Here is a 16,375-nt window from a genome sequence, read left to right on the forward strand (position 1 = left end):
TACTAGGAGAAATTGCAACATTTGAAGAATTTAAGGAGAGTAAGTGTGAAGTAGTCGTATTAGTAGCGGATGGTGAGTATATACAAATTTATGCGAAAAACCAAGAAGAGATTGAAATGATGTATGAAAACGCAGTGAATCAAGGATTTTATGTAGAATATATTACAGATGAAAATGATGGAAGGACTCGTTTGTCAGTATGGTAGCAATTTGAAAGGGGAAAGGCAATATGGAGAGCAATATAAGTAAAGAATATGCAATTCGAATTGCTACTGAAAATGAAAGTGATAGTATTATCCTTTTATTAAAAGAAGTAGCACAATGGCTACAATATAAAGAAGTGGATCAGTGGCAGTATCTTTTAGGAGAGGAAGCTACGGCTGAAATACTAGAATGTATAAGAGAGAAATATACGTATATTGTTATGAAAGAAGATGAAATAGTTGGTACGATTACAGTTTCTCCTAAACAAAATGAATGGGATGAACATATTTTTGGTAAAGAGGAAGTTTCTAATTCATTATATATTCATAGATTTGCGGTGAAACGGAAGTATAAGGGGAACGGAATTGGAGAATGGATTTTACAGTGGATAGAAGAGAATGTGCAACATGACAAAGAGTATTTGAAGTTAGATTGCGTGGGGCATAATCGTACGTTAAATGATTTTTATAAGAAAAATGGTTTTGAATATGTTGGAAGTACGGATGGGCTTAGTAAGTTTCAAAAGAAAAGGAGAATGTGAATGCATCCAATTAACGTAAGTTTAGTTGAAAAGTTAATACAGGAACAGTTTCCCGAATGGGCCCATTTAGAAGTGAAACCTGTAAAGTTTAGTGGGCATGATAATAGGACGTTTCACTTAGGGTATGAGATGAGTGTAAGATTGCCAAGTGATGCGGCATATGCACCGCAAGTAGAGAAAGAAAATAGTTGGCTTCCTATATTAAGTAAGGGGCTTTCTTTACCGATTTCTACCCCACTTGCGAAAGGAAATCCGTCTGAAGCGTATCCATTGCCTTGGTCTATTAATAAGTGGATAGAGGGAGAAACAGTTACGAAACAAAACGTTCGGGATTTAAATGAATTTGCGGCGGACTTAGGATCTTTTTTAGTAGAATTGCAATCTATCAATGCGAGTAACGGACCTTTAGCTGGAACACATAATTTTTACCGAGGCGGACTTATATCTGTATATGATGAAGAGGCGAGAGTTGCTATTGAAAATAATAAGGATGTTTTTGACGAGGCATTATTAAAGCACCTTTGGAATGTAGCACTTAGTTCAACATGGGACCGTAAGCCAGTTTGGATTCATGGAGATGTAGCACCGGGGAATTTACTCGTTAAAGAGGGAAAACTTTGTGCTGTAATTGATTTTGGTATTTTAGGTGTAGGAGATCCTGCTTGTGATGCGGCGATGGCGTGGACGTTTTTTGATGAAAATAGTAGAAATGTATTTAATGAAGTATTACGCATGGATGAAGAAACGTGGAATAGAGCAAGAGGATGGGCACTTTGGAAGGCGTTAATTACATATGATACGAATAGGGATAGTAATGAAAAAGTAGCAGAAGAATCGTATCGTATCATTCAAGTGATTGTGGATGATTATGAGAGGGAATAGAAAAGCCTATTTTAAAATAGGCTTTTTCATATGATTAAATAGTAGAAATGGAAAGAAGGAATATAACATAATTATACAGAATATTTAGATAATAGGAGGTGTCGAATTTTGAGTGAAATTGAATTAAAGAGTAATGTAATTAAGACAGGGCGAGAGAAGGGGATTATTCTTCGGTTTATACTTGCTAGTCTCGTTGGAGTGTTTATGTTTTTCGTTCCTGTTACGATAAACGGTGCATCGTCTATTATGATTGATCATATCGTATCGTGGATTAGGGCTTCGGTTCCAGGCGTAGTACCTTATTATGCATTGTTCGTTATGGCGATTGGTGCGATTTATCCATTTTATACGAAGAAATGGAATGCATCTATCGTAGACATTTGTTTTTCTATTTTAAAAGTAGTTGGCGTTGTATTTGGCATATTATATTGTTTAAAAGTAGGACCAGCTTGGTTCTTTGCGCCAGATGTTGGACCGTTTTTGTATGAGAAGCTAGTCATATCAGTAAGTTTGCTCGTTCCAATTGGCTCGGCGTTTTTAGCGTTATTAGTCGGATATGGATTGCTTGAATTTATCGGTACATTTTGTCGGCCGATTATGAGGCCATTATGGAATACGCCGGGGAGATCGGCAATCGACGCAGTTGCGTCCTTCGTTGGAAGTTATTCGCTTGCTCTCCTTATTACGAATCGCGTGTATAAAGAAGGAAAGTATACGACAAAAGAAGCGGCGATTATCGCTACAGGATTTTCTACAGTATCCGCTACATTTATGATCATCATCGCAAAAACATTAGATATTATGCATTTATGGAATGTTTATTTTTGGACTACACTTGTTGTAACATTCATCGTGACTGCTATCACCGTAAGAATCCCGCCCCTCAGTAGAAAACCAGATACATATGTAACAGAAGAAGGGTTCCCAGAGCCTGTTTATAAAGAGAAAATGTTAGGACGTGCTTGGGAAGATGCGTTAGAAGTATCAAAGTCTGCACCGAGCATTATGAAAAATATTGCATTAAATTTAAAAGACGGATTTATTATGACAATGGGAATTTTACCATCCATTATGTCAGTAGGATTAATTGGTATCGTCTTAGCGAAGTTTACGCCAATATTTGATTGGATCAGTTATATTTTCTATCCGTTTACATGGCTATTACAATTACCAGAAGCAGACTTAGCCGCTAAAGCCGCATCAGTTGGTATTGCAGAAATGTTTTTACCGTCATTATTAGTAGTAAGTGCACCAATTGTGACAAAGTTTGTTATTGCAGTTGTTTCCGTATCATCTATTTTGTTTTTCTCCGCTTCCATTCCTTGTATATTATCAACAGATATTCCATTAAAAGTATCTGAACTTATTATTTTATATGTGCAGAGAACGATTTTAACGTTACTTATTATTACGCCGATTGCTTATTTATTGCTTTGAAGTTTTAATAAGATAAAGTTAAACAAAAGAAGCCGTCTGTAAAAAGAGGGCTTTTTTTGTTTGAAAGCGGGATATTCTTATTTATTTTTCGTATACGACGTAACGCTTCTTAAGAAGATTCCTAGTCCCGCAAAAAAGAACCCTAAGCATAATAAGCTGCCTGGCGTTCCCCAAGTAATTTGATCTAGCATTTTTTATCCCCTCCCGTTTATCATTATATAGAATTTATTGGAAATTATCAAAAAATTATTTTTTAAGGGTTACTGATGGGTCTTCCTACCTTATACGAGAAGAATATATTTGAAAAGAATTCTTTTTGTTATATTTTTTTATTCTTATAATACGTTTTTGATTCTTATGATATAGTAACAGCAAAGGGGGCTTAAAAATGGAAATTATTCACGAAAGAGCAAAGTTGCGGTTAATGGATAATACTGATGTCGAAACTTTGTTTTCGATTGTAGAAGGAAATCGGGATATTTGGGCGTATTTAATCTCTAAAATGGATAGTGTGCAAGATATGCAACAATACGTTCAAAAAGCGATAAAGGGCTACGGAAGAGGTAATCAAATACCTTTCGTAACCGTAGATCAACAGTCGAATAAGATTGTAGGAAGTACACGTTTATATAATATTTCAGTAGAAGATAAGACAGTTGAGTTAGGGCAAACGTGGTATCATCCGAGTGTACAACGTACGAGTATAAATACAGAGTGTAAGTATATGCTTCTTCAGTATGCTTTTGAAAAACTGCATATGCTTAGGGTACAAATTAAGACGGATGCAAGAAATGAAAAAGCACAACGAGCAATTGAAAGATTAGGCGCATTAAAAGAAGGTGTGCTTAGAAATGAAAGAAAATTACCGAATGGTTATGTGAGAGATGCGGTGGTGTACAGTATTATCTCGAGTGAATGGCCAGGCGTAAAAGAACAATTGTTAGAAAAATTAGAGTTGTATAAAGAAAAGTTATAATTCGTGTTTTGAAAGGTATATTGTTCGTGAGACATGAAAAATATACCTTTTTTCTTACAAAATGCTACTTTATTTTAATTCCTTTTGTTTCATCGTTCCCTTCTGAGAAAAAATTCGTTACAATGTAGTTGTATGGTAATAAACTTATGAATTTAAAAAATGTAATGAAAACCGCAAATGAAAATGAATTGATAATCCTCAATTTTAAATGAAAACCCTTTTATACATAAATAACAAGTAAAGTTCCTTCTTTTAAATAAACTCAAACAAAACGATTTGATATAAATGTTTTTTATAGAAGTATGGATGATGTACGGAGGCAATTACAAATGAAAGAAAATAAGAAGAGTAAGAAAAGACGAATCTTTCAAGTATTTTTACTAATGATTTGTTCTGCTATTTTATATGTAAGTTATGCAGCTTACGATATTTGGAGTTATCGTTTTAAAGCAAATGATGACGTGAAAACGGATGCTGGTATCGTACTAGGAGCAGCTTCATGGAACGGAAAACCATCTCCTGTATTTAAAGAAAGAATTAATCATGCGATTTCTTTATATAAGAACGGAAATATTAAAAAGATTATTTTTACAGGTGGTACAAAGTTCGAGGCAGAACTTGAGGAAGCACGTACTGCAAGAGTATATGCAATGAAACAAGGTGTAAAAGAGGAAGATATTTTAATTGAAACTAAATCCCTTTTCACTGAAGAAAATTTAAAAAATGCGAAGCAAGTTGGAATAGAGAACGGAATACGCACATACACGATTGTAAGTGATCCACTTCATATGAAACGCGCAATGAGAATTGCAAAACATATTAATATTGAAGCGTATGCTTCACCAACGCCGACATCAGCATATAAAACGTTAGACACAGAAATTCCATTCTTTTTTAAAGAATTATTCTCGTATATTGGATATGTAACCTCTTTGCCATTAAAGGCATTGAAGGGAGATTAACATAAGAAAAGAACCTATCCTTAAATAGGAACTTTTCTTATTAGTCAAAAACATTGTATTTTTATCGGAATAGTGAAACAATAGAGAGGTAGCTTCATATAATCATAATGAAAAAGTGAGCGGTTGATGAATCGAACATAAAGGAGATTATAGTATGGCACTCTCATTTGTTGAAACAGAAGAACAATCTTTCATTATTGCACAAATAAATAAATTGATTCCGAAGTTCATGGAAAGGGAGCATCAGCTAAGTGAATTGGGATCATTTCCGTATGAAAATATAAATGATTTGAAAGATATCGGATATACGAAATTAACGTTACCGAAGGAATTTGGTGGTAGTGCGATTTCTTTATATGACTTTGTTTTATTTCAAGAGAAAATCGCGGAAGGCTGCGGAGCTACTGCATTATCGATTGGCTGGCATCTTGGCATTGTGAAAGAGCTAGCGGAAAATCGCTCTTGGAATGATGAGATGTTCAAATGGTTTTGCGAAGAAGTACGTAATGGTGCGCTCTTTAACAGGGCAGCAACAGAACCGAAAACAGGGAGTCCGACGCGTGGCGGCAAACCAGAAACAATAGCGGTTCAACAAGGCGAGAAGTGGGTTATAAATGGAAGAAAAACTTTTACAACGATGGCACCAGTACTTGATTATTTTATTATTTCAGCAAGTATGGAAGGCCAAGAAGAAGTTGGTGAGTTTGTTATTCCAAGAAATACACTCGGTGTATCTATTGAAGAAACGTGGGATAGCGTTGCAATGCGAGGGACTGCTAGCCACGACCTTGTCTTACAAAATGTAGAGATAGAAAGTCGCTTTTTTACAGATATAAAAGGCGGGAAAGTAAAACAAAAGGGTGTTGGCTGGTTGCTACATATACCAGCATGTTATTTAGGAATTGCACAATCAGCAAGAAATTATGCAGTTCAATTTGCGGAATCATACAAGCCAAACAGTTTAAACCATTCTATTAGTTTATTGCCGAATGTTAGAAGATTAGTTGGAGAATTAGAACTCGAGCTTATGCAAGCTCGCGTCTTTTTATATCAAATTGCGAAAAAGTACGATGAGGCAGAAGATAAACTATCACTGCAAGTAGAATTAGCAGCCGTGAAATATGCTGTAACAAATGCGGCGATATCTATAGTGGATAAATCGATGCGCATCGTAGGAGCAAAAAGTTTATCAGAAAAAAATCCGCTCCATCGTTACTATTTAAACGTCAGAGCAGGACTGCATAATCCACCGATGGATGATGCAACATTGTCTATGCTGGCGGATGCGGCGTTTCGGTCGTAGTTTTTAAAGCTTACATTTTATTGTTTATGGATATTATAGTTGTTTTGAAAGCACGGGTTTGATTAGTAATCAAACCCGTGCTTTTTATGTGTATGAAGTACTTAGTTGAGATGTAGGTTTTTAATATAAATGATTATCATGGTTTTGTGATTGTTTCTTGCTGAAAAATTCTTATTGTAATGCCAGTTTGGAGGCTGTATAAACATTTTTCGTATTTAATCCCAAATTAATGGTCTTTCTAAGTTTACCGTTCGTAAATATTGTAAAAATTGACCTGCATGGACCGCATCATGATAGGCAATTCGTAATAGCATATCGCCTAAATATCGTTGATAGCCAACATCGCTTCTATCAATAAGTCTTGAATCTAGCTCGGCTATGCTTATCGATTGAATATATTCTATGAAGTCAGTAAAGTATGATTGTGCCAATTCAATTTCTTTTTTTACACAAGTAATCGGCTCGTCATCATACGGGATACGTATGTCGTTTATTGAACCGTTGCTTTTTATAATCATATGGTAGTAAAAAGTTGAACTCCATACATGACGAATCATCTCACCAAAAGACATAGCCTCAGGATCAGGCTTCCAATTAAGAAAATTATTAGGAAGAGAATTCCATAATTTTTCTGAGCGCCTTCTCGTTTCTTTCAAATTTAATATACTAAGATCAATTGCATTCATAATACATTCTCCTTTACTATTAAACTTAAAATAATTGTATCAATTTAATAGTTAGGGTATCATCGAAATATGAATGTATATCCGAATATCTCATATATAGCTAAACTAATTGCTGAACCTACAAGAGCAATCATATTAGATTGTCTAATGAATAATCAGGCACTACCTGCTAGTGAATTGGCTTATATGGCAAAAGTGTCACATCCAACAATTAGTTCGCATCTTTCTAAATTAGTAGAAGGGAATTTACTTACAGTTGAACAACATGGTAGACATCGTTACTATCGACTTGCTAATCAAGAAGTTGCAGAAGTGCTTGAAAAGTTAGGGACAATTGCACCAACAGTTCAAGTTCGCTCTTTAAAACAATCAAGCCAACTAAAACAAATTCGTTATGCTCGAACTTGTTATGATCATCTTGCAGGCAAACTCGGTGTAGAGATAACTGAAAAATTACTAGATAGGCAATTTATAATTTTAGAGGATGGAGAATACATTGTAACGGAACAAGGTAAGCAATGGTTTCTGAATTTTGGAATAAATGTTGATGAGGCAGATACAAAAAGGAGGGTATTTGCAAAACCTTGCCTTGATTGGAGTGAACGACGCTACCATATTGCCGGTTGGTTAGGATCTGCAATAGCAAAACTATTTTTTGAACAGGAATGGATTACAAAAACGGATAAGAACCGAGCTGTCTATCTTACAAAGAAAGGTGTAAAGTTATTGGAAGATCAATTAGGCATTGATATGAAAACTGAGGAAAGAAAAGCTTGAAATTAGAAAAGTCCGTCAAAATGACGGGTTTTTTCATTATGGTAGGAGTGTACATGAATAATAGGATGTTACCAATAATTGTTGCCAATAAAAAAATCTTTCTTTTCATTCTTCTTTTTTAAGTTTTAAAGGAGAAAGCTAGGCTTCTTATTTTTACTAATGTTATAATAAGAAAAAAGCACGAAAAGAGGTCATCTCATGCTAGAGGTTATTGCAACATGTTTAGAAGATGTAAAACGAATTGAAAGCGCTGGCGGGAAGCGGATTGAATTAATTTCATCTTATACAGAAGGTGGTTTAACACCGAGTTATGCTTTTATAAAAAAAGCGGTAGAAGCGGTAAGTATACCAATTCATGTTATGATTCGTCCGCATGCGAAGTCTTTTACATATACGGAAGAAGAAATTGAAATGATGAAAGAAGATATTATAGTTGCACAGAAGTTAGGAGCAGCTGGTGTAGTATTAGGCGTATTAAATGAACGAAATGAAGTGGATGAAGAGAAATTAGCGGACTTACTATCTGTTGTAGATGGAATAAATGTAACGTACCACCGTGCGATAGATGATATAGAAAATCCAGTAGAAGCGATGAGAACTTTAAAGAAGTTTCATAAAGTGACTCACGTTTTAACTTCAGGTGGACAAGGAAATATAGTAGAGAATATTCCGGTGCTTACAGAAATGCAAAAGGTAAGCGATGGTCAAATTCAGCTTGTAGCTGGAGCTGGCGTGACGAAAGAAAATATAAAGCGATTGCTAGATGAAACTGGAATCACGCAGGCGCATGTCGGTACAGCGGTAAGAGAAGGAAAATCATGTTTTTCTGAAATAGGTCCTAATTTAGTACAAGAATTAGTTGAAATAATAAAATAAGTGCTTAAGAAAGAGGAGAAACGATGAAGGAAAATACGAAGAAAGAATTATTCTCTTGGGCTAAAACGATAGGTTTTACCCTTGTATTAATTGCTATTATTCGCGGTGTTTTATTTACACCTTCTTTAGTGCAAGGTGAATCAATGATGCCCACTTTAAAAAATAACGAACGAGTTCTCGTGAATAAGATTGGTTATAGTATAAGTGGATTAGATCGCTTTGATATTATCGTCTTCCACGGAAAAGAAGGATACGATTTAGTAAAACGAGTAATTGGTTTGCCAGGCGATACAGTTGAGTATAAAAATGATGTTTTATATGTAAACGGAAAAGCGATGGAAGAACCATATTTAAAAAAGTTTAAAGAAAAAGCAGTAGGTCGTGTATTAACTCCAGACTTTACGTTAGAACAAATCACTGGGAAAACAAAAGTGCCAGAAGGCCAAGTATTTGTTTTAGGGGATAATCGTGAAGTTTCTAAGGATGGTCGCATGTTTGGCTTTATTTCAGAAGATGAAATTGTCGGAAAAGGACAAGCTGTTTTCTGGCCGTTGGAACAAGTAAGAGCGTTATAAAGTGTGGTGAAGTATGGGAGAGATATTCTTCCATACTTTTTTATTTGCTTAAAATCTATTGATTGAATTGAAAGAATATTTTATAATTTTAAATTATATGTTTGTTTCGAAAAATGGAATTTAAGTTCCGTAATTTGGAACGAAAGGGAGATAGAATGAGTATAAATAAAACGGCAGTTAAGACAATGGATATTTTAGAGTTGTTTTATGAGCATGAAGAGCTAAGTTTAACTGAGATGGTTCGGCTTACAAATATGCCGAAAACATCTGTTTATCGTTTAATTGGCTCGTTAGAAGAGATGGCGTTTTTACAAAAAAACGAAAAGGGGAAATATCGTTTAGGGGTCGTATTTTTACGGTTCGGTCAACTTGTTTCACAACGATTATCAGTAAGAAATATAGCAATTCCTTATATGAAAGAACTTAGAGATAGTTTAGGACAGGCAGTTAATTTAATAATTCAAGATGGTAATGACGCAATTTACGTTGAAAAGATGGAGGGTGTTCAGCCGGTACGCGTGTATACGGCGGTTGGAAGAAGAGCACCGCTTTATGCTGGTGCATGTCCAAGAATTTTACTATCGTATTTCTCTGAGGAAGAGAAACGGAGATACATAGAGGAAGTGGATTTAAAACAGTTTGCAGATGGTACGATCGTGGATAAGGAACAATTGTTAGAAGTGTTGCAAATGGCAAAAAAGGAAGGCTACACAATTAGTTATTCTGAGTTAGAAAATCATACAGCCGCGATAGCAGCACCCATTTTCGCGAGCGATGGAACGGTTGTAGCAGGCATTAGTATTTCAGGATTAGCAATTGAGTACAGCGAAAGTAACATTTCATATTTTATTGCGAAGGTGAAAGAAACAGCGCATCGCATTTCGAAAGAACTCGGCTTTTTGGCATAGAAAGAGGGAGTAGGATGAAATTTTCTGCGTTAGGGGATCAAGCAATTATTGTTACATTTGGTGAAGAAATTAAGATGGGTATATATGAGAAAGTACAGCGGTTATTTAAAGCACTGCAGCAACATCCGTTTGCAGGAATGATTGAGTGTGTTCCGTCGTTTACTTCATTAGCTGTTTACTACAATGTATACGAAGTATGGAAGAGAAATGAGAGAAGTGAAAGGTCATATGATTACGTTCGCCAGTATATAAAGGAGCTGTGTGATTCTTATAAAGAAGAAGTAAAACAGGATATGAAACATATTTCTATACCAGTGTGCTACGGGGGAGAATATGGACCTGATTTAGAAGAGGTCGCGCATTATCACGGTTTACAAGTAGAAGATGTGATTCGAATACATAGTGAAACTACATATTTTGTATATATGCTTGGTTTTACACCAGGGTTCCCGTATTTAGGAGGACTATCAAAAGAATTAGAAACACCTAGAAAAGAAACACCACGATTACAAATCTCTCCTGGTTCAGTAGGTATTGGCGGAAATCAAACAGGTATTTATCCGCTTGAAACACCAGGTGGATGGAATATTATCGGCCGAACACCTATTACTCTATTTAATCCGAAAGAAGAAATACCAACATATATTCAAAGTGGTATGTATTTACGATTTATCCCGATAACGAAGGAAGAGTACGTATCGCTTGAGGGGGCTAAAGAATGGATGTAGAAGTTTTGCATGCAGGAATGTTTACAACAGTCCAAGATTTAGGGCGATCTTATTATCAACAGTTTGGTGTACCTGTTGGGGGTGCTATGGATAAAAATGCGCTTAGGCTCATCAATATGTTAGTCGGTAATGAAGAGAATGAAGCTGGATTAGAAATGACGATTTTAGGTCCTAAATTTTTAATAAAGAAAACGACTTTACTCGCAATTGGTGGGGTTGATATGGAACCGTTGTTAAATGGAGAACGTATCCCATTATGGCGTCCCATTTTAGCGGAAGAAGGTAGTATGCTTTGTTTTGGAAAAGTGAAAAGTGGTTGTAGAGCGTATGTGACTTTTGCGGGTGGTATACATATTGAGGGTACAATGGGAAGCAAAAGTACGTACATACGTGCTGCGATTGGTGGTATAGAAGGAAGAATGCTGAAAAAAGGAGATTGTTTTCAAATTGGTACGTACTCAGAAATGGCGAATCGTTTCATTCAAGACTTACAAAAAGATGAGCGAATAAAAACGAAATGGGTAATTAGCAACAGCGTACTACCAAAGTATAAGAAACATCCTAAGCTTCGTGTCATAGCTGACTTTGAATACGATCAATTTACAGAAGAAAGTAGAAAGGCATTTTTTACGAAAGAGTATAAGGTATCTAATTATGCTGACCGTATGGGCTATAGGGTTGAGGGAGAAGTTTTAAATAGGATTGAAGAAAAAGAGATTTTATCGAGTCCTGTTACATTTGGAACCATTCAAGTTCCTAATGGCGGACAGCCGATTATATTAATGGCAGATAGGCAAACGACAGGTGGCTATCCGAGAATGGGAAATATCATTTCAGTAGATTTACCTCTTCTTGCCCAGCTAAAGCCGGGGGACTATGTTTCTTTTGAGAAAATTACGCTTGAAGAAGCGGAACAATTGTACATAGAACAGGAAGTAAATATGAATCTATTAAAGAAATTCATCGCTTTACGAAGCTGGAATTAGGAGGAATACATTGTGACTACAATCGATTTAAACTGTGATTTAGGAGAAAGTTTTGGAGCTTATAAAATGGGGAATGATGATGAAATTCTTCCGTTCGTTTCCTCTATAAACGTTGCTTGCGGTTTTCATGCGGGTGATCCGTCTATTATGCGTCAAACTGTTGAAAAAGCTTTGGAGTATAACGTAGCAATAGGGGCGCATCCTGGATTTCCTGATTTAATTGGATTTGGTAGAAGAAACATGAATGTTTCAGCAAGTGAAGTATACGATTATGTTTTATATCAAATCGGCGCATTAGACGGGTTTGTAAAAGTGGCTGGCGGGAAGATGCATCATGTAAAGCCGCACGGTGCCTTATATAATATGGCGGCGTCTAATCCGGAAATTGCAGATGCAATCGCAAAGGCAATTTATCATATAAATCCAAGTCTATTACTTTACGGATTAGCAAATAGCGAGGCGTTTATACAGGCTGCAGAAAAATACAATGTAACTCTCGTACAAGAGGCTTTTGCGGATCGTACGTATAAGCAAGATGGTACATTAACGAGCCGTACAGAAGAAAATGCGCTTATAAAAGATGAAGACGAAGCGATAAAGCAAGTACTTCAAATGGTGAAAGAAGGCCATGTAAATTCGATCAATGGAGAGAAAGTAGCAGTTCAGGCGCAAACGATTTGTTTACACGGTGATGGGGAAAAAGCAGTGCAATTTGCAGAAAGAATATACAGAACATTCGGACATGATGGTATTTCTATATGTGCACCGAAATAAAAAATGAGGGGAAGTGTTGGAATTGGTGAAATTAATCGGGATATTATTAGTGGCAGTGGGCTTTTTATTTAGATTAAATACACTTTTAGTAGTTATGGTTGCAGGTATCGTTACTGGTATGGTTTCAGGATTAAGTTTTTATGATGTGATCAGCATGTTCGGTAAATTTTTCATAGAAAATAGATATATGTCTATGCCAATTATATTAACTTTACCGGTAATCGGAATTTTAGAGCGTTACGGTTTAAAAGAAAGAGCCGAAGCACTTATAACGAAATCAAAAGGAGCAACAACTGGAAGAGTATTAATGTCATATTTTACGATAAGAGAATCATCAGCAGCACTAGGGCTTAATATTGGTGGGCATGCGCAAACAGTAAGGCCGCTCGTTGCACCGATGGCAGAAGGGGCTGCGCAAGGTAAATACGGTAAACTTCCTGAAAAATTAAGAGAAAAGATTAAAGCAAACGCAGCTGCTGCGGAAAATACAGCTTGGTTTTTCGGAGAAGATATTTTCATCGCAACTGGTGCTATTTTATTAATGAAAGGATTCTTCGATTCAGTAGGTATGCATGTCGGTGTATGGGATATGGCACTTTGGGGCATTCCGACAGCAATATCTGCACTTATTGTAAGCTGGATTAGATTTAGAAGGTTTGATGAATATATAGAGAAAACAATGAAGGCAGAAGGAAAAGAAGAGAAGGAGGCAATCTAATATGAACATCATCACAATGGATACAATCTATTATGTATTAGGGATAATTGTTGCTTTTATCGCTGTTCGTATCGCATTCGATCGTGAACATCCAAACAGATTCAGTTCTAGTTTATTTTGGGCATTGTTTGCAGTTACATTTTTATTTGGAAATGTAATTCCTTCGTTTTACGTTGGCTGTATCGTGCTCGCTATGGTCGTTTTAGCCTCGCTAAATAAAGTGACAAAATCAGAGGAAAAAGAAGTTCCAGTACAAGAACGTGTAAAACATGCTGAGAAATTAAAAAATAAAATTTTTATGCCTGCACTATTAATTCCTATTTTTACAATTATCGGTACGTTGACGTTAGGGAAAATTAAATGGGGAAATGTCTCTCTTGTTGATCCAGATAAAGTAACTTTAGTTGCATTAGCGCTTGGTGCATTACTCGCATTTGTCGCGGCGATGCGTATTACAAAATCGAAAATAACAACGCCTGTTCAAGAAGGAAGCAGACTATTACAAGCTGTCGGCTGGGCTGTTATTTTACCACAAATGTTAGCGGCACTTGGCGGTATTTTCGCGAAGTCGGGCGTTGGACAAGTCGTTTCTGATTTAGTCGGACAAGTGTTACCGACAGAGTATCCGTTCGTTGCTGTTATGGCGTACTGTTTAGGCATGATGCTATTTACAGTCGTAATGGGAAATGCATTCGCAGCGTTTGCTGTTATTACTGGCGGAATTGGCTTACCTTTAATAGTTCAAATGCACGGCGGAAACCCAGCAATTATGGCAGCACTCGGTATGTTTGCTGGATATTGCGGAACACTGCTTACGCCAATGGCAGCAAACTTTAATATCGTACCTGCGATGCTTTTAGAGCTAAAGGATAAAAATGCGGTTATTAAAGCGCAAGTACCAATTGCTCTTTCAATTTTTATCATAAATATGTTTATTATGTACGGCCTTGTATATCGTTTTTAATTAGGAGGATAAAACTATGAAAACAGTATTATTAACAGGGTTTGATCCGTTTGGCGGAGAAAATATCAATCCAGCTTGGGAAGTAGCAAAAGGTTTGCATGAAAAAACAATTGGAGAATACAAGATAATAAGCAAACAAATACCAACTGTATTTCATAAATCAATAAGCGTATTAAAAGAGTATATAGAAGAACTGGGGCCGGAAATTACTATATGTATCGGACAAGCTGGGGGCAGACCAGATATTACGATAGAACGTGTCGCAATTAATATTGATGATGCAAGAATTGCTGATAATGAAGGGAATCAGCCAGTAGATGTACCGGTTGTAGAAGAAGGAGCGATTGCGTATTGGTCTACACTTCCGATGAAAGCAATCGTAAAAAAACTTCGCGAAGAGGGCATACCGTCATCTGTTTCACAGACGGCAGGCACATTCGTTTGTAATCACTTATTCTATGGACTTATGCATGAATTAGAGAAACATGATAAGAAAATAAAAGGCGGATTCATTCATATTCCGTTTTTACCAGAACAAGCGAGTAATTATCCAGGGCAACCGAGTATGTCACTTTCTACTATTAGTAAGGGAATAGAATTGGCAATTGAAGTAACGATGACAGTTGAAGTAGATATTGTAGAGGTTGGCGGCGCAACGCATTAAGTAAAATGAATTGTACAACACCTCCTGTAAACAACTGGTATAATAAGAATAGGAAAATACATAGAGGTGATTTTTGTGCAACAATTTGAAGAAGTACGTTTAATTTTAGAAAAAGCGAAGAAAATTACAGTATTAACAGGCGCTGGTGCAAGTACGGAAAGTGGTATCCCAGATTTCCGTTCAGCAAATGGATTGTATGCTGATGCAAATGTGGAGATGTACTTATCAAGAGGGTACTATAACCGAAGTCCGAAAGAATTTTGGAAGCATTATAAAGAAATCTTTCAAATTAATACGTTCCATCAATATAAACCAAATCGTGGACATCGTTTTTTAGCTGAGCTAGAAGAACAAGGGAAAGATATTACGATTTTAACGCAAAATATTGACGGTTTACATCAATTAGGTGGCAGTAAACATGTCATTGATTTACATGGAACACTTCAAACAGCACATTGTCCAAAATGTAAATCAGGCTATGATTTACAGTATATGATTGATCATGAAGTACCGCGTTGTCAGAAGTGTAATTTCATTTTAAATCCAGACGTTGTTTTATACGGAGATACACTGCCTCAATATCAAAATGCGATGAAACGTTTATATGAAACAGATGTACTTCTCGTTATGGGAACGTCATTAAAAGTACAACCTGTCGCTTCATTTCCGGAAATCGCAAAGAGAGAAGTAGGGGCAACAACTATTTTAGTAAATGAAGAGTTAACAGGACAGGAATATAACTTTGATTATGTTTTTCAAAATAAAATTGGTGAATTTGTTGAAGAGGTATCTTTAATGAAATAAGTTATCGAAAAAACTGAGGTAGATACCTCAGTTTTTTATTTGAGTAATCGCTGTATTAAGCAACATGAAAACAGGTCGATAATGTAGTAACCACATCTCTATAATTTATAAAAAAGGTTTTAGTCGGCAAAATAGCAGAATAGGAAGAAATGTTTTCTTTAACCAATAAACAATCGTCATAAAGTAAGCTAATATGTAGCTGTTGTAAAGGTTCTATTTCGTTTTGCTTTAAGTATAAAACTAAATCGTTAAAAAGTTGTTGCCCATATTCATCTACAGAACGTTCTAATGAAAGTTGACCTACTATGCTAGTCCACCATACTTGAAAACTACATACTAATTCTTTAAAAGAGTCTTCATTACATAATTGGGTGTTAAAAAGCTTCTCATAGAAGATATGGTTTTCTTCATGAAAAATTTGTAAATCATATCGGTTGTTAGCAATTTGTTTGCGAAGTGAATGCCATAATTCTTTGAAATTTGTTTCAAAGTCACTTGAGAAATGTAATGTTTTTGCTATGTAAGGAAAACGTAAATTTCCTTTTTTCTCTTTTTGGTTGAGATACATATTTTGAATGTAAATCATAAAGTTTAAACAATGGGACGCATT

General features: G+C 35.9%; 20 protein-coding genes. 18 read left to right on the top strand and 2 right to left on the bottom strand.

Going from position 1 to position 16,375, the window contains the following annotated elements; all coding sequences use genetic code 11:
- From ACQGSG_RS19795 to ACQGSG_RS19825, 7 genes are all read left to right on the top strand, one after another.
- A partial coding sequence (locus ACQGSG_RS19795) for a DUF2691 family protein (RefSeq protein WP_426947882.1) occupies positions 1 to 206 on the top strand: 206 nt, incomplete at its 5' end.
- Positions 207 to 229: 23 nt separating this feature from the next.
- Positions 230 to 745, top strand: a complete 516-nt coding sequence (locus ACQGSG_RS19800) for a GNAT family N-acetyltransferase (protein ID WP_061655644.1) — start codon at positions 230 to 232, stop codon at positions 743 to 745.
- The gene (locus ACQGSG_RS19805) at positions 746 to 1,627 is read left to right on the top strand and encodes an aminoglycoside phosphotransferase family protein (protein WP_325843165.1); all 882 of its coding nucleotides are present in this window, start codon (positions 746 to 748) and stop codon (positions 1,625 to 1,627) included.
- Positions 1,628 to 1,735: 108 nt separating this feature from the next.
- Complete coding sequence (locus ACQGSG_RS19810; RefSeq protein ID WP_098202906.1) at positions 1,736 to 3,064, top strand: YjiH family protein; 1,329 nt, start codon at positions 1,736 to 1,738, stop codon at positions 3,062 to 3,064.
- A 388-nt stretch (positions 3,065 to 3,452) separates the two neighbouring features.
- Complete coding sequence (locus ACQGSG_RS19815) at positions 3,453 to 4,040, top strand: GNAT family N-acetyltransferase (RefSeq protein ID WP_000402583.1); 588 nt, start codon at positions 3,453 to 3,455, stop codon at positions 4,038 to 4,040.
- A gap of 329 nt (positions 4,041 to 4,369) precedes the next feature.
- Complete coding sequence (locus ACQGSG_RS19820) at positions 4,370 to 5,002, top strand: YdcF family protein (RefSeq protein WP_000662216.1); 633 nt, start codon at positions 4,370 to 4,372, stop codon at positions 5,000 to 5,002.
- Between the two features lie 154 nt (positions 5,003 to 5,156).
- Positions 5,157 to 6,305: an acyl-CoA dehydrogenase family protein gene (locus ACQGSG_RS19825; RefSeq protein WP_030026310.1), complete on the top strand. Its 1,149-nt coding sequence runs from the start codon at positions 5,157 to 5,159 to the stop codon at positions 6,303 to 6,305.
- A gap of 215 nt (positions 6,306 to 6,520) precedes the next feature.
- Here the strand turns inward: ACQGSG_RS19825 and ACQGSG_RS19830 are convergent, their stop codons facing one another.
- The gene (locus tag ACQGSG_RS19830) at positions 6,521 to 6,991 is read right to left on the bottom strand and encodes a DinB family protein (RefSeq protein ID WP_214632045.1); all 471 of its coding nucleotides are present in this window, start codon (positions 6,989 to 6,991) and stop codon (positions 6,521 to 6,523) included.
- A gap of 69 nt (positions 6,992 to 7,060) precedes the next feature.
- Here ACQGSG_RS19830 and ACQGSG_RS19835 point away from each other — a divergent pair, with 69 nt between their 5' ends.
- From ACQGSG_RS19835 to ACQGSG_RS19885, 11 genes are all read left to right on the top strand, one after another.
- Positions 7,061 to 7,768 (top strand): ArsR/SmtB family transcription factor, encoded by a 708-nt coding sequence (locus ACQGSG_RS19835; protein ID WP_048568577.1) that lies wholly within the window; start codon positions 7,061 to 7,063, stop codon positions 7,766 to 7,768.
- A gap of 198 nt (positions 7,769 to 7,966) precedes the next feature.
- Positions 7,967 to 8,644: a copper homeostasis protein CutC gene (locus ACQGSG_RS19840; RefSeq protein ID WP_214632044.1), complete on the top strand. Its 678-nt coding sequence runs from the start codon at positions 7,967 to 7,969 to the stop codon at positions 8,642 to 8,644.
- Positions 8,645 to 8,667: 23 nt separating this feature from the next.
- Positions 8,668 to 9,219 (top strand): signal peptidase I, encoded by a 552-nt coding sequence (gene lepB / locus ACQGSG_RS19845; RefSeq protein WP_000662498.1) that lies wholly within the window; start codon positions 8,668 to 8,670, stop codon positions 9,217 to 9,219.
- A gap of 155 nt (positions 9,220 to 9,374) precedes the next feature.
- Positions 9,375 to 10,127, top strand: coding sequence for an IclR family transcriptional regulator (locus ACQGSG_RS19850; RefSeq protein ID WP_086410315.1), 753 nt, complete (start codon positions 9,375 to 9,377; stop codon positions 10,125 to 10,127).
- 14 nt (positions 10,128 to 10,141) lie between these two features.
- Positions 10,142 to 10,855 (top strand): 5-oxoprolinase subunit PxpB, encoded by a 714-nt coding sequence (gene pxpB / locus ACQGSG_RS19855; protein WP_098395856.1) that lies wholly within the window; start codon positions 10,142 to 10,144, stop codon positions 10,853 to 10,855.
- A complete protein-coding gene (locus ACQGSG_RS19860) occupies positions 10,846 to 11,841 on the top strand; it encodes a biotin-dependent carboxyltransferase family protein (protein WP_325843160.1) in 996 nt (331 codons plus the stop codon). Before pxpB ends, ACQGSG_RS19860 begins: the two co-directional genes overlap by 10 nt.
- Before the next feature lie 12 nt (positions 11,842 to 11,853).
- Positions 11,854 to 12,615: a 5-oxoprolinase subunit PxpA gene (pxpA, locus tag ACQGSG_RS19865; RefSeq protein WP_016110256.1), complete on the top strand. Its 762-nt coding sequence runs from the start codon at positions 11,854 to 11,856 to the stop codon at positions 12,613 to 12,615.
- A 22-nt stretch (positions 12,616 to 12,637) separates the two neighbouring features.
- Positions 12,638 to 13,333, top strand: coding sequence for a DUF969 domain-containing protein (locus ACQGSG_RS19870; protein WP_214632053.1), 696 nt, complete (start codon positions 12,638 to 12,640; stop codon positions 13,331 to 13,333).
- Position 13,334: 1 nt separating this feature from the next.
- Entirely contained in the window at positions 13,335 to 14,297 is a 963-nt protein-coding gene (locus ACQGSG_RS19875; protein WP_325843158.1) for a DUF979 domain-containing protein, read from the top strand.
- Between the two features lie 16 nt (positions 14,298 to 14,313).
- Entirely contained in the window at positions 14,314 to 14,961 is a 648-nt protein-coding gene (gene pcp, locus ACQGSG_RS19880; RefSeq protein WP_214632042.1) for a pyroglutamyl-peptidase I, read from the top strand.
- A gap of 75 nt (positions 14,962 to 15,036) precedes the next feature.
- Positions 15,037 to 15,765, top strand: coding sequence for an NAD-dependent protein deacylase (locus ACQGSG_RS19885; RefSeq protein WP_214632041.1), 729 nt, complete (start codon positions 15,037 to 15,039; stop codon positions 15,763 to 15,765).
- Between the two features lie 55 nt (positions 15,766 to 15,820).
- Here the strand turns inward: ACQGSG_RS19885 and ACQGSG_RS19890 are convergent.
- On the bottom strand, positions 15,821 to 16,375 hold a 555-nt coding region (locus ACQGSG_RS19890; protein WP_426947890.1), incomplete at its 5' end, for a hypothetical protein.

This window comes from Bacillus sp. GMa5/1 (assembly GCF_050172015.1).
GTDB lineage: Bacteria > Bacillota > Bacilli > Bacillales > Bacillaceae_G > Bacillus_A > Bacillus_A cereus.

Excerpts from the sequence above, each read along its gene's own strand:
- ACQGSG_RS19800 (WP_061655644.1), top strand. The coding sequence starts at position 230 with ATGGAGAGCAATATAAGTAAAGAATATGCAATTCGAATTGCTACTGAA.
- ACQGSG_RS19805 (WP_325843165.1), top strand. The coding sequence starts at position 746 with ATGCATCCAATTAACGTAAGTTTAGTTGAAAAGTTAATACAGGAACAG.
- ACQGSG_RS19815 (WP_000402583.1), top strand. The coding sequence starts at position 3,453 with ATGGAAATTATTCACGAAAGAGCAAAGTTGCGGTTAATGGATAATACT.
- ACQGSG_RS19820 (WP_000662216.1), top strand. The coding sequence starts at position 4,370 with ATGAAAGAAAATAAGAAGAGTAAGAAAAGACGAATCTTTCAAGTATTT.
- ACQGSG_RS19825 (WP_030026310.1), top strand. The coding sequence starts at position 5,157 with ATGGCACTCTCATTTGTTGAAACAGAAGAACAATCTTTCATTATTGCA.
- ACQGSG_RS19830 (WP_214632045.1), bottom strand. The coding sequence starts at position 6,991 with ATGAATGCAATTGATCTTAGTATATTAAATTTGAAAGAAACGAGAAGG.
- ACQGSG_RS19835 (WP_048568577.1), top strand. The coding sequence starts at position 7,061 with ATGAATGTATATCCGAATATCTCATATATAGCTAAACTAATTGCTGAA.
- ACQGSG_RS19840 (WP_214632044.1), top strand. The coding sequence starts at position 7,967 with ATGCTAGAGGTTATTGCAACATGTTTAGAAGATGTAAAACGAATTGAA.
- lepB (WP_000662498.1), top strand. The coding sequence starts at position 8,668 with ATGAAGGAAAATACGAAGAAAGAATTATTCTCTTGGGCTAAAACGATA.
- ACQGSG_RS19850 (WP_086410315.1), top strand. The coding sequence starts at position 9,375 with ATGAGTATAAATAAAACGGCAGTTAAGACAATGGATATTTTAGAGTTG.
- pxpB (WP_098395856.1), top strand. The coding sequence starts at position 10,142 with ATGAAATTTTCTGCGTTAGGGGATCAAGCAATTATTGTTACATTTGGT.
- ACQGSG_RS19860 (WP_325843160.1), top strand. The coding sequence starts at position 10,846 with ATGGATGTAGAAGTTTTGCATGCAGGAATGTTTACAACAGTCCAAGAT.
- ACQGSG_RS19875 (WP_325843158.1), top strand. The coding sequence starts at position 13,335 with ATGAACATCATCACAATGGATACAATCTATTATGTATTAGGGATAATT.
- pcp (WP_214632042.1), top strand. The coding sequence starts at position 14,314 with ATGAAAACAGTATTATTAACAGGGTTTGATCCGTTTGGCGGAGAAAAT.